This is a genomic window from Picosynechococcus sp. NKBG15041c, from assembly GCF_055380235.1.
This window is the reverse complement of record NZ_AP040363.1, coordinates 1695304-1708401: the sequence shown is the minus strand read 5'-3', so window position 1 is coordinate 1708401 and position 13098 is coordinate 1695304. Positions and strand designations below refer to the sequence as shown.

Here is a 13098-nt window from a genome sequence, read left to right as displayed (position 1 = left end):
TCGTTGATAGACGATTTTAGATGTCGCCGACGGATTTTAAGCCAGGTTTGGAACAGGAAAAATTTCATAGTGTTCGTTCGGTCATGATGCCGCTCATGGCTTAAGCCATAGTTCTACCTATGCTTATTATGCCCAGATTGAGGGGAATAACTAGCTCGAATTCATCTTAAATTTTTCCGATTTAGTCTCTCGTGATAAAGATCACGTCGATATTAATATTTACTTGCGCTGAGCCCACACATAGCGATCGCCCCCAGCAAAGTCATTAATCACCCGAATATTTTCATATTGGCCATTATCAGCGAGTAATTGGGCGACCCTTTCCCCCTGGCCTAACATCATCTCAATCAGCCAAATTCCCCCAGAAACCAGATATTGTGGTGCTTCATTGACCAGCACTCGAATATCATCCAGGCCGTCTGTGCCCCCATCGAGGGCGCTGTGGGGTTCGTGGCGATACACTTCCGGCTGCAAATCGGGCAGCATTCCTGAAGGAATGTAGGGCGGATTTGAAATCATCCCAGAAACTCTTCCCCGGAGGTGGCCCAGCGGTTTCCACCAACTGCCCTGGTAAAATTGAATTTTTTCTTGGAAACCGTAGGCTGCAGCATTGTGACGGGCCACCCCTAGGGCCGCCTCACTCTGGTCTACGGCATGGATTATCGCCTCAGGAAAACAGTCTGCCAAACCCAGGGCGATCGCCCCACTCCCCGTGCCGAGATCAACCCAGGGGCCTTGTTGTAAATCTGCGGGTAGACTGTGCACCAAATCAATCAAATATTCTGTTTCCGGCCGAGGGATCAATACCGCTGGTGTAACGATCAACTCAAAGTCGCGCCACGACGCCTTACCGACGAGGTATTGCACCGGCAAGGCTTCTTGGGTGCGCTTTTCCCAGAGGGCCACCAATTTGTCTAAACTATGGGCACTACGGACAGGGCGACCAATACCCAAGCGCAATTCGAGGGCCGTTAAGTCCGTGACTCCCTGCAAAAACCAGTCCACCTCAAAAATGGGAACCGCAGTGGCGATCGCCTGGGTCTGAGCCCACTGTCGCCACTGCATCACTGCCTGAGCCGCAATCAACTCAACCAAGGCCTTACTGCTGCTGTTGCTGCTGTTGCTCAAGGATCGACTGGATCAACTGGGCCGACTCCATGGGCGGGATCAAGGTCATCGCCTCTAAAAATTCCTGCTCCTCAGCAGGTAAATCAGAATCCAATAGCTTGGCGATAAACACTTCGAGGGGCATTACATTGATGCTCAGGTCTTCATTCTCAGGAAAATCATCGAGCTGCTCAAGGATCGGGTCTACCTCAAAAAACACCGGAATTTCCCCTTGGCCATCGCCCCCATTACTAGCGAGGGTCGGGAAAGAAACTACATCCTGGCCATTGGCATCCTTTTCCTGCACCGAGAGGAAAAATAGCGGTACTCCAGGAAAATCTTCCTGTTGAGTCACCTCGGCCGCCGCATTGAGCTGCTCCATCGTCGGCAGAAACTTAAAGGTCAGATTTTCGGCCTCATTGCTCCGGGCAAACTGATAAATCCGGTCGAGGCCAATCGGTAAGATTGTCGCTTCTTCCCAGAGGTTGGCTTGCTCTTCCAATGCCGCAATTACCTCGGGGTTTGCATCGGCTTTCGCCCGTTCTTCTTGCAAAAGTTGGTTAGATTCGGTGCGACGGTTAGCTACCAAATTTTCTGCATCCGATGGGCTCACAAATACACCCGTAACGCCTGATTCATTGCCAGATTGATCGGTAATCGTCGCAAAAATGGGCTGCCCCTCGTCGTTGATCAGCATATACATTGGGATTGGCCGCAATTTTTCGATCACAGTTGCTTCTGGTAAGGCAAGGGCTCCCCCAGCAAAACCAGCGACTGTTCCGGCGATCGCCGTTCCCATCAACAATGCTTTTTGACCCAAATGAACCAGACTTTTCATAAATAAAACCTCAAAAAAATATTTGCGAGATTAGAAAAAATAATCCCAAAAATCAACCAACAAAACCGGCTTGCCTTGCACCGAATAAATCCCCATTCAAGCAAGTCCACTATCTGAACTAGAGGGTTCTGGGGATGGAGGCGATCGCCGTTGGTCAAGGTAGTTTAGAGACGCGCTCCCATAAATCAGAGTTCCATTCTGGAAATTGTCACACCTATTGGCCATGGCTGAGAAAATATCATCTCAATCGCGTCAACGGTTCCGACTCTAACATAAATTTTTTGATTATTTCTTGGGGGCAAAATATTTTTCAAACGGAGGCTTTTATTGTATTGGAGACGCGCTATCAAGGGCGATTAAGGCAACGTGAAGAACGCTTAAATTGAATGCTATTTGAAAATTCCAGAGTGCTTCGGAGACATCTTCCAAGATTTTTTGAAGATCCCCAAATCTGGGGAGAATGACTGCGAAAATCCACGTCAAATGCCCGATGATTTGGGGAATTTTAAAGGGAAATTTGGCCTAAGGATGTAGTAGATCTTTGAGGGCGGCACCAACATTTGTAAATTTAAACTGAAACCCGGCTGCTTCCGTGCGTTGGGGGAGTACCTTTTGTCCTTCCAGGACAACTTTTGCACCGTCACTCAGGAGCAATTCAAGAACGAAGCCCGGCACTGGGAGCCAAGATGGGCGTTTGATCACAGCACCGAGGGCTTGGGCCAGTTGTCCCATGGTCACTGGGTTGGGGGCGGTGGCGTTATAGACCCCCTGCCAACTGTCTTCCGCGAGGGCCGTGGTGATTAGGGCCACCAGATCATCCCGGTGGATCCAAGACACCCACTGTTTGCCTGTGCCCAATGGCCCACCCATGAAGGTGTTAAAGGCTAGCAACATCTTTCCGAGGGCGCCCCCTTCTTTGGCGAGGACGATGCCAAACCGGAGAATCACTGTGCGTGTGCCGTGGGCTTCGGCCTGTCGCGCTGCGGTTTCCCATTTTTGACAAACTTCAGCGAGAAAATCGCTCCCCATGGCACTGGTCTCGATGTAGGTCGCTGTTTCACTGGTGCCGTAATAACCGATCGCCGAGGCATTGATCAGCACTTTGGGTTTGGTCTGGGCTTTGGCGATCGCCTCAACGAGTTTGTCTGTACCCACCTGGCGACTACGCAGAATTTCTTGTTTATAGCTCGCTGTCCACCGCTGTTCGGCGATCGGGGCTCCCGCCAAATTGATCACCCCATCACAGCCAGAAATGGCCCCTTGCCAGGGCCCCGTTTCTGTGGGCAGGTAAGTGACAATCTCTAGCTTGGGGTAGGCCGAGGCCGGAAAAGTTTTCTGGGCTTTGGCTTCGTTGCGGGTCAAGATCAAGAGCTGATGGGTGGGATAAAGCCGTTCAACCAAACGTTTGCCCACGAGCCCCGTAGCACCAGTAATCGCGATTTTCATTGAAAAAATAGTTGCTGTAGAGAATCAAAACTATATACAGATTGTGACGCAATGGCCTGCCCAACGCCAATGTCCCACCACTTTTGGGAGCTGTGCTAGCATATGCGGAAATATTGAGTCCCCTATTATTCCTGCAAAAATCGGTGAGGAAAATATGGCCAAGGTATTAGTGCTCAATGCGTCCTACGAACCGCTCAACATCACCAGTTGGCGCCGGGCGATCGTGCTGTTACTCAAGGATAAGGCAGAGAGTTTAGAGCACAATGGCCGTGTCATCTATCACAATCTGCCCCTGCCGACGGTCATCCGCCTACGTCATTACATCAAAGTTCCCTACCGGGATATCCCCCTCACCCGCAAAAATATTCTGGAACGCGATCGCCACACCTGCCAATATTGCAGCAAGCGTGGCGAACAACTCACCCTTGACCACATCATTCCCCGGTCACGGGGGGGCGTCGATAGCTGGGAAAATCTCGTCACAGCCTGCATGCGCTGCAATGTCCGCAAAGGCAATCGCACCCCCAGAGAAGCCAACATGGAGCTGTTGAGCCAGCCCCGCAAACCCCATAGCAGCCTTTACTTTGAGCTCCTCAAATATACCCGCGACGATGTCAATCATGAATGGCGCAAATATGTCATTGGTATTGGGTGAGATCTCGCCGGCTCTGATTTAAACAGATTACGCATCAAACTCTCCTAGCAAAACCTGTTCCCAGGAATTTAAGCGCCTTGGCACTATGCCTTTCCTCCCAAGGTTCGCCGCCCAGATAGGGGGCCGGTTTTCCATCCTCCGAATTTTCGATTGCATAACAGTTTTCTGGGTTTTAAGCTGGGTCTGCCGGGGGTTCCATTGATGGTGACTCTGGTGCTGTCGTCTCCTTGTGGGTTTCGGCTCCGATCATGCCAGACACTGTCGCCAAGATTGAATGAGGATGTTCGCTCTGCCAAGGGTCAAGAATATCTTTCACAATGACTTCCCGCACAATAATTTGACCAATAATCGCCAAGGGTAAGGCAAGAAATAAACCCAGGAAGCCTAACTCTAGGGTCACAGCAAAAAAGACCTGGGCCAGCAGCGTCACCGCCGGGAGAATTGAGACTTGCCTCGCCATCATCCAGGGGGTCAACAGGCCCGATTCGACCTGCTGGATCACAAAGTAAAGGATCAAAACTGCCCAAATTTTCCAAGGAGCTTCCAAAAGAGAGACAAGCAACGGCGGAATCACACTCAGGGAGGGGCCAATATTCGGAATCAGATTTAAGAGGCCAGCCAAAATTGCTTGGGGGAGGGCCAGGGGGACCCCAAGAATCACCAGGCCGATGTAGCTCAAGGTCCCGATGAAGACCATATTGATCAAAACACCAATCACCCAGCCAGTAAGGGCAATATTGCAGATATTGAGAATTTCATCGACCCGCCGCCGATAAAACGAGGGAAATAGGCGGATGAATCCCCGACGATAGGGTTGGGGATTGCTCAGGAACATCAAGGTCAGCATCAGCAGCAATAGGGCATTGAGCAAGACCCTCAGGGAATCAGAAAAGAGAGTCCAACCACGGTTAAGAACTTCGTTTAATAGGGGCGGAACTTGGCGCACCAAGTCATCGAGGTTGGGCAATTGTTCGCTAATGGGCAGGCCCATCCGATCTTCAACCATCAGAATTTGGGTATTGAGCCATTCATCAAAACGGTAGAAACCAGTGGTGATTTTGCTAAAGAGGGTTTGGAACTGGCCAATGAAGGGGGGAACAACGATCGTGAGGGCAATCCAAAGGATGAACAATACGAGGAAGAGGGCAAGGAAGACAGCGAAGGAGCGTTTGATTCGAAATAGGGGTTGATTGCAGCGAGCCGCCAGGCGATCGCCCCACACCTGCAGATTGCGTACTAAAACATTGAGAGCGTTGGCCAAGATTACTGCCGTCAAGAGGAGCAGCAGAAACGATTTAATTTGCCAGAGAATATAGAAGGAACTGAGCAGAATAATAAAGCCGCTCCATTTCCGAAAATCCACCTCGTTCATCTGCCTCAATCACTCATTTTTTTGTATTATCTCCCAGGCTTTCACTGACCGTTGTCCCTTGGATCAGTTTCGTTACCCTTAGGAGCCATTGACCTGGGTAGAGCGCCACCATAGCAGCCCCCCCATCACAAGGGATGGGCCCAGAACCGCCACCACTGCCACCGGGTTCGATGGGGCGATCGCCCCGATACCGAAGCCATAGGGCAGACCATACTTGATCAGCGCCGAACCCAAAGCCGACAGCCCCAATACCTTTGCCAGAGAAGAAAACTGCGCACCCATCATCTACATTACTGTCTTCAAAAAAATTATGCTCCCAGTCCGAGTTGCCTCGGGCAAGCCTGAGCGGCTCTGGGCGATCGCCTACTTGAGCTTTTGTTTCACAAAGCTGACCAACTGTCCCATCTGCTTCCTGAGGACTTCAATTTCCCCTTGGAGAGCATTAACTTTACTTTGGAGAGCAACAATTTCTGCCGCCATCGGATCCCCAGTCGTATCCACAGTACGCCCAGGTATCGACTGAGTCGGTAGCGTTTGGGAATACTTTTTCGCCTTGGCCATCGCCTCTTTGATGGCATTAATCAGCTGTTTTTGGTCAAAGGGCTTTTCAATAAACGAAAATTCTTCAAAGGGCTCCGGTAGTTTTTCCGTGACTTCCTCTTTGCGCCCAGACATTAACACTAAGGGAATTGCCTTTAGTTCCGGCCGCTTTTGGATTTCTTGGTACACTTCCCAGCCACTCATCTTTGGGAGTAAAAAATCCAACATGATCAAATTAGGGTGTTCCGTATTGATGAGATTGAAACCCTCTAGTCCATTTTTGGCCTCGATCACCTCAAAATTGCCATCGGGCAGCATATCTTTAACCCGCATGCGGATCACCTTACTGTCGTCGATCACTAGAATTTTGTGGGTCACAGTGTACTCCTTCACAACTTCGAATAGTTGACTGGCTCATTCCTTACGATGATACGGCCTTGACCATGGTCGAAATTAGCCACAATCTACAGACCCTTAGAAGTTGAGCGATTCAGGTTTCACCAGTGTAAGCTAATTTTAAAGCGCCAGATCCCCCTCAGTAGCCTTTTGTGAAACTTATGGCTTCAATTCCCCCCCGTTTTAGCGACCAACCCATTTTACCGATGCCCAATTGGGTCAAGGCCCCCCTGGGTAAGGCCAGCGAAATTTCGACCGTCCAACGCATTATCAAACAGCGGGGTATTCACACCATCTGTGAGGAAGGAAAGTGCCCCAATCGGGGAGAATGCTACGCCAACAAAACGGCGACTTTTCTACTCATGGGGCAAGTTTGTACGAGAGCCTGCGCCTTTTGTCAGGTGGATAAGGGGCAAATTCCTCTCCCCTTAGACCCCGAAGAGCCGCAGAAAGTGGCAGAGTCGGTGCAGCTATTGGGTTTAGATTATGTAGTGCTGACTTCGGTGGCCAGAGATGATCTTGCGGACGGGGGAGCGAGCTGGTTTGTGCGGGTTATGGCGGCGATTCGGGCGAAAAACCCCAATACCCAAATTGAGGTGCTAACCCCCGATTTCTGGAGTGGGCAAGGGGCAGAGATTACCCAAGCAGAACGGGTTCAAACGGTGGTGGCGGCGCAACCTGCTTGCTATAACCACAACATTGAAACGGTAGAGCGGCTCCAGGGGCCAGTGCGTCGGGGGGCAAAATATGGGCGATCGCTCAGGGTGCTTGAACGGGTGAAGCAATGCGATCCTAAACTGCCGACAAAATCGGGATTAATGCTGGGCCATGGGGAGACGGAAGCGGAAATTATTCAAGCGTTGCGCGATTTACGGGCGGTGGGCTGCGATCGCCTCACCTTAGGACAATATTTACGGCCTTCTTTGGCCCATTTACCCGTCCAGAAATACTGGACACCAGCGGAATTTGATCGCCTCGGGGCGATCGCCAGGGAAATGGGTTTTTCCCATGTGCGCTCTGGGCCGTTGGTGCGCAGCTCCTACCATGCGGCAGAATCACCCGAAGATCATCCGGTAAATCATTGCGATTTGTGAAAGAGTATTACTAGATAATGCAGTTTTATCGGTAATCTCCCACCGGGTTCCCTGAAACTTTTAAGCTAAAAAAGTAAGGCCCCACTTGGGAGAATAACCATGTTGAATGATGCCCTGAAAAAACAGCTTTTTTCCCTTAATTTGCCGGCCGTTGTGATGGCAACCTTGGGGTTTTGGCTCAGTGCTTCTTTGCTGTTAGATTTTGTGATTATGCCAGTGCTATCCATGGCAGGCATGATGAATGATCGTGGATTTCTCACTGCGGGTTACCTCTTATTTGGTGTTTTCAACCGTCTAGAAGTGGTTTGTGCCGCGACAATTCTCACCGCTTTCTTTGGGTTTAGATCTCAACATTTATTTAGCGATCGCCAAGCCCTCAATGGCCTTGTCATTGCCAGTATTTTGTTTAATATCACCCTAATTTATACCTATCTCATCACGCCACATCTCACCGGATTTAGTCTAGAGATGTTGGATTTTGCAGAGGTGACGACGATGCCCCTAAAAATGTTTGTTTGGCATGGATTGTACTGGGCCCTAGAAGCGACGAAATTCATTTTAGGCGTGATTCTCCTCCGCTGGTGTTACCGTCAAACCTGTGCGATCACCTAAAGGAAACCTAACGAAAACTATCAACGCGATTGACCCAGGCTGTCCCAGGGAAATTTTTTTCAGAGAATGTTGGCAACCCCTTATCGGCGGGAGGCCAATTTATCCGCTAGACGAGTTGGTTCTGGGAGACGATATTTAGGGGTGCAAGCCAGCACTAGACCAAGGGCCGTGGCTAGATCTAAGCGGTGGCCGACAGAAATATAAAGGGGCCGTACCTTTGTCCGACTGCGGAGCACTGCCCCGATGATTTCTCCTTGATCCTCAAGGGGAACCCAGGCTCCTTTTTCGAGGGGAACATCTGAGTGAATGCCGATATAACGAGATTTGGCAATGCCAATGGTCGGCAAATCTAAGAGTACACCCAAGTGACAGGCCAGGCCGAAGCGTCGGGGATGGGCGTAGCCATGGCCATCGCAGAAAATGAGGTCTGGCAACTGCGGGAGTTGTGCTAAAGCATCGAAAATTGTAGGAACTTCTCGAAAAGAAAGTAATCCCGGGACGTAGGGAAAAGTTGTGGGCCGTGTGGCGATCGCCGTTGCTGATACGGTTAGTTCTGGAAAGGTAAGCAGCACCGCTGCTGCCCGAGTCACAGTAAATTGCTCTTCAAAGCCTACGTCAACCCCGACAATGGTTGTGATATTCGAAGGAAGCCGATTTTCAGTGATGACCCACTGCTGCAGCGAAGCTTGTAGATCACGGGCGATCGCCGGAGAGACATCCCAAGCATGGCCATGGTGTAAGGATAAAATCATCGAGCAACCATTGAAATGCAACTCTATGCATAGCACGAATTATCTTAATGGATGATGTACACAGGACCCCGCCCCCAGGGAAACCGAGAATCTCCTCTGCGAACTGTGGAAATTTTTTTTCGGGAACTATGCAGGCGATCGCCTCCAGCATTGCACCATCGAAGCTGGGTTTAAGGGCGATTTTTTGATGGGTTACACCAAGACTAGACTAAAGAGCTACAACCACTCTGCACAAGTTGGCTCGCATCTTTCAGGGACATAGGTTTGCCGAGGAAGTATCCCTGTGCTTTGTTGATACCGAGTTCTTGCAATACAGCAAGCTCTGATGCCGTTTCAACACCTTCAGCCACGATTTTACTACCGGTTTCTTGGGCGAAGCTGATGAGGGCCGCAGCTAGGGCACGCCGCGAACGATCAGTATCGATGTTGCGGGTGATACTGATATCAAGCTTGATCACATCGGGAGCCAGGTTTAGGATATGCCGGAAGCTTGCATAGCCTGCCCCAGCGTCGTCTACGGCGATGCGTAACCCGCGCTGCCGCAACGGATTTACAACCCTAGTGATGTCATCGTAATGATCAATAACGGCATGCTCGGTGACTTCTAGTACGATTTGCCCCAGCGGCCACCCAGCCAGGGCGTCCCCCAACTTGCCATCTAAAATAGTTTTGGGAGATATATTTACCGCGACATAAGTATCCGCCGGGAAGTGCTTAATGCCGTCCAGGGCTAGTTGGATCGCCATTAATTCGAGGGGAATACTGAGATCAACATAGGCTGCCTCGTTAAACCAGATGTCAGGCGATCGCATGGGTGTGGTGAAAAAACGCGCCAAAGACTCCAAGCCGACAACCCGGTTTTCCGCCAAGTGATAAATAGGCTGGTAAACCATAGATAGCGCATCGCCGGATAAAACAGCGTGGATGCGTTCACGTATCTCTGATTTAAGTCTTTCTGCCTCTAGGTAGTGTTCGATTTGAGCCGCTGCAAATTCGGCCGCAACCCTCATAATGGCCAAATCACGCTCATTGAGAGACTGGTTTGGCGTAAAACTAAAACAACAAAAAGTACCGTAAAGAGTCCCATCCTTGAGCCTCACCGGAACGCTGAGATGAGCTCCCACAGGTAATGCGGTTGTCACCGCTAATTCCTGGGCAGCAGGCAACTGGGTCGCATCTAAAATGAGTTCGGGTAAGCGGCCATCAATGATCCGTTGGCAATAGCTCTCTTCGAGGGGATCAGCTCCCCCCACGCGAATCGGTGATTGCGGATGGGATGAATCAACGTAACGAAAAACCCGTTGTCCTTCGGTGAATTCGGCAAGAAAGGCGACTTCTAAGCCTAGGTGTGCACGAATAGTTTGTAATGTTTTTTGTATTTGCTCATGGGACGATTTATCTGCCGCATTTATGTGGTCCCTGATGAAATCAAGAATCGGTGCCTTGTCCATTGTGCTTGGCTCCTTTATTAAGTTGATACCGTGACCTGGGCAAAACAATTTTGAGAACTGCTACTTGCAGAGATGAGCCATTATTTTTTGTGGTTAGGCGATGGATTTTAGATATTCATGCTTAATTTCTAATATGCTAGTCAATTATTCTAAGCGCGATGGTAATGCAGTTTACAACTTAGAATTCAACGATGGGCGAAAAACAAATACATGTAATGAAATTTTGAAATGGTTACTAATTAGTGATTTGATCCAGATTGAAACGGCTCATTGCGATCGCCTCTATAGTGAACCCCAGCCAGGAGCACAAACCCTGACCATAAATTTTTTGAAGTGCTATCTACATTTAGATTTCTGTGCACAACACTCTTTTTTAAAATTTGCACATAATTTTTTTGTATGCATGTCTAAGGGGGGATGCTATGCAAACAAAATTTGATTAGACGATCGCCAAAGTTGCTCTTTACTGGTCTTGCTAAACTGAAAGCCCCATGGGCTTGTCAAGCATCCAACTACCTTCACCATGTGAGTTGCTGGGTGAGGCGATCGCCCGAAAAACTTCGCCACCAACAACAATTATTATCTCTTTTTAAATGACCTTGAATATTACAAGGTGTCTTAAAGAAATGGTGATAACTTGTATCGAAGCCACAATCATCTGACTAAAGCCAATGTATATTTTCTCTGCTTGGAAAATAATCAAATATTCTCAATTAACATAATTAAAACAATCTCTATTCTGAAATACTATTGAAGCTATAAATACGTTTATAGCCGTTAATAAAAATAGAAAATGAAGAGGATTTAGATAGATTTTTTCTCAAATCCTAGGGCTGATTGATTTTTTGAAGCCGGATAATTTCTTTTGGGCAATGGCCATTCTATTTTGGTGGCGGCCCTTTGTAGATTTTCTAAAAAAACCTAACTCAATAACTTAAGGAGAATAATCGAGCTGTTTAGTCGCTCTAAAATCAGACATTCCCGCAAATAGGCAAAAAAATTTTAACTCAATTGATTAAACATCCCTGAGCCAGAAAATTTGATGAAGAATACTTGATTGAGATTAGGAATCTGTCGCGGCAAACTTTTCGATGATCTCAGCGCTAGATAAACCCTGTTTGACCCACATTTCTGCCTGTTCAATCTTGGGCGCCAGCCCAACAAAGAAAGTGGCTAGGGTTGTTGGTTGGGCGATCGCCACTGCGCCATCCGGCGGGAGATCTACCGCACAAGCTCGAATACCTTTCCCTGCCCAGCGGGAAAACCAAGCGGCAATGAAGCCTGCTTCTAGGTGATAGGAGGGCATTTGTCCTTCCTTGAGACCGACCTCAGTGCCCAATTGCATCATTGACGCTTCCACCTGCACCTTGATCAGACCCAAAGAACGGTGCTTAAAGTCTAGATTGAGGTGACCAAAACCATGGGTTTCCCAGATCTGGCGCATCATCACCAAAAATTCTAGGGCGTTCATCTGGGGGATGGTCCGTTGGTAATATTCTTCTATTTCTTCTTTGAGACGGTCATAGAATGCGCCTCCCCACCAAAAGCCAAAGGTATAGAGGGCAAAGGGCGTTGCTTCTCCGGTTTCTTCCCGGAGTGCTTTGTGGATGCTCCGCAGGAGGACTTCTGGCACAGCCAAAAGACGATTGCCGTGGCGGGTTCTTAAAAGGCCCGTATCAGGTTCAGATTTGATATAGCCCCGGGGGGTGAAATAGTTACCAGGAATCGCAGAGAGGGTCATGGTTATTCGCTGAGGTATTGGTGGGTGAGCTGGAGGTAGGGGAGCATCTGTTGGGCGTATTGGGCCGGTAATTCTTCCTGAACAACGTCTTGGATAATGCGATAAACCTGGTCGTTATATTTCTGGTTTTTCACCGCCCGCATGATGTTTTGCATCCAGTACAAAAAGCGGTCCTTGAGCAACTCTTCATCCTGAAGGAGCATTGCTGTGGCGCAGTTACGCAGTACGGAAACAAGGTCACCTTTACATTTTTTTAGAACATTGGCCGGGGCTGATTTTAAGAGAATTTCGTGGTCTGTCTGGAAACGTTTAAGGGTTTCATCGACAATTTTTTCTTCTTTTTCCTGGATGAGTTGGTAGGTGATGCGGCGATCGCCCCAAGATTGGAGGGTTTGATCGACCTGATCGAGGTCTTGGGGCTCAATGTAGGCGCCGTCCGAGCGTTCAAGCAAGTTTTCAAGGAGTGTAATCATTGTTTTTCAGATTCAGCTAAAGCGAGGGAAGGGAATTAAGATGGAAAGATTTTAAATTTTTCTGCAAGAAGTCGGTAAAAACGTTGGATTTTTTAATATTTTGCCTAACGTAGTCTAAATATCGGCTATGTCCAAGAGGTCATCGAGGAGGTCATAGTCATCGGGATCCACCTCCAGGAGGGTCTGGCCCTGTTCTTCCCAGGTGAGATGGGCCACGAGGTCGAGGTTTTTGAGGGTTTCGAGGTTACCAATGGTGTGGAGACCGCGAATGAAGAAGTCGGAATCAGCGTCTGGATCTACGGCTTCTTTGGGCGATCGCCTCGGCGTTTCTGGGGTCGGCGGTTGCAAGGTGGCGGCGTATTGATCCAAGGCTGAGGGGGGGGCCAGCCATTGCAGATCAAGCAACAAATCATCCCGGGACAAAAAATCAGCCGACTCTAAACCCTGGAGAAAAAATGGGCCACTGGGTTTGGGGGGCGATCGCCTCGGGCTCTGAACCGTCGGCGCTTTGACCTCAGGCGGAGTTGGGAGATTTTTAGAGGACGGAGCTAACTTCTCAAAGAGTCCTACAAAGGTCGGAAACCAGCGTCGTAACAAAGAGTCCTGTGCCATGGTCTTTTA

The 13098-nt window shown here is 49.1% G+C and carries 14 protein-coding genes; 3 read left to right on the top strand and 11 right to left on the bottom strand.

All coding sequences use genetic code 11. The features are described 5' to 3' along the window. Positions 1-219: 219 nt before the first annotated feature. From prmC to thyD, 3 genes are all read right to left on the bottom strand, one after another. Positions 220-1128, bottom strand: a complete 909-nt coding sequence (gene prmC, locus ACZ45B_RS08230; RefSeq protein ID WP_236612457.1) for a peptide chain release factor N(5)-glutamine methyltransferase — start codon at positions 1126-1128, stop codon at positions 220-222. Next, positions 1100-1945, bottom strand: coding sequence for a Tic22 family protein (locus ACZ45B_RS08225; RefSeq protein WP_024545913.1), 846 nt, complete (start codon positions 1943-1945; stop codon positions 1100-1102). Before ACZ45B_RS08225 ends, prmC begins: the two co-directional genes overlap by 29 nt. A 522-nt stretch (positions 1946-2467) precedes the next feature. Continuing rightward, the gene (gene thyD / locus ACZ45B_RS08220; protein ID WP_024545914.1) at positions 2468-3391 is read right to left on the bottom strand and encodes a thylakoid membrane protein ThyD; all 924 of its coding nucleotides are present in this window, start codon (positions 3389-3391) and stop codon (positions 2468-2470) included. Between the two features lie 154 nt (positions 3392-3545). Here thyD and ACZ45B_RS08215 point away from each other — a divergent pair, with 154 nt between their 5' ends. Beyond that, positions 3546-4046, top strand: coding sequence for an HNH endonuclease (locus tag ACZ45B_RS08215; RefSeq protein ID WP_024545915.1), 501 nt, complete (start codon positions 3546-3548; stop codon positions 4044-4046). Positions 4047-4218: 172 nt separating this feature from the next. Here the strand turns inward: ACZ45B_RS08215 and ACZ45B_RS08210 are convergent, their stop codons facing one another. From ACZ45B_RS08210 to ACZ45B_RS08200, 3 genes are all read right to left on the bottom strand, one after another. Next, the gene (locus ACZ45B_RS08210; protein WP_236612458.1) at positions 4219-5418 is read right to left on the bottom strand and encodes an AI-2E family transporter; all 1200 of its coding nucleotides are present in this window, start codon (positions 5416-5418) and stop codon (positions 4219-4221) included. Positions 5419-5496: 78 nt separating this feature from the next. Beyond that, positions 5497-5703: a hypothetical protein gene (locus ACZ45B_RS08205; RefSeq protein WP_024545917.1), complete on the bottom strand. Its 207-nt coding sequence runs from the start codon at positions 5701-5703 to the stop codon at positions 5497-5499. 78 nt (positions 5704-5781) lie between these two features. Further along, the gene (locus ACZ45B_RS08200; protein ID WP_051352928.1) at positions 5782-6291 is read right to left on the bottom strand and encodes a response regulator; all 510 of its coding nucleotides are present in this window, start codon (positions 6289-6291) and stop codon (positions 5782-5784) included. A gap of 224 nt (positions 6292-6515) precedes the next feature. On the opposite strand from ACZ45B_RS08200, the gene lipA reads away from it, so the two are divergent. Together lipA and ACZ45B_RS08190 are read left to right on the top strand one after the other, a co-directional pair. Next, positions 6516-7448, top strand: a complete 933-nt coding sequence (gene lipA / locus ACZ45B_RS08195; protein WP_024545919.1) for a lipoyl synthase — start codon at positions 6516-6518, stop codon at positions 7446-7448. A 99-nt stretch (positions 7449-7547) separates the two neighbouring features. Beyond that, the gene (locus tag ACZ45B_RS08190) at positions 7548-8060 is read left to right on the top strand and encodes a hypothetical protein (protein WP_029681816.1); all 513 of its coding nucleotides are present in this window, start codon (positions 7548-7550) and stop codon (positions 8058-8060) included. Positions 8061-8140: 80 nt separating this feature from the next. Here the strand turns inward: ACZ45B_RS08190 and nfi are convergent, their stop codons facing one another. The 5 genes from nfi to ACZ45B_RS08165 form a co-directional block, all read right to left on the bottom strand. Beyond that, positions 8141-8812, bottom strand: a complete 672-nt coding sequence (gene nfi, locus ACZ45B_RS08185; protein WP_029681817.1) for a deoxyribonuclease V — start codon at positions 8810-8812, stop codon at positions 8141-8143. A gap of 203 nt (positions 8813-9015) precedes the next feature. Next, positions 9016-10263, bottom strand: coding sequence for a sensor domain-containing phosphodiesterase (locus tag ACZ45B_RS08180; protein WP_024545922.1), 1248 nt, complete (start codon positions 10261-10263; stop codon positions 9016-9018). Positions 10264-11326: 1063 nt separating this feature from the next. Further along, positions 11327-12004, bottom strand: a complete 678-nt coding sequence (locus tag ACZ45B_RS08175) for a hypothetical protein (RefSeq protein ID WP_024545924.1) — start codon at positions 12002-12004, stop codon at positions 11327-11329. Between the two features lie 2 nt (positions 12005-12006). Further along, the gene (locus tag ACZ45B_RS08170) at positions 12007-12477 is read right to left on the bottom strand and encodes a globin family protein (protein WP_024545925.1); all 471 of its coding nucleotides are present in this window, start codon (positions 12475-12477) and stop codon (positions 12007-12009) included. A 114-nt stretch (positions 12478-12591) separates the two neighbouring features. After that, complete coding sequence (locus ACZ45B_RS08165; RefSeq protein ID WP_038027886.1) at positions 12592-13089, bottom strand: hypothetical protein; 498 nt, start codon at positions 13087-13089, stop codon at positions 12592-12594. Between the last annotated feature and the right edge of the window lie 9 nt (positions 13090-13098).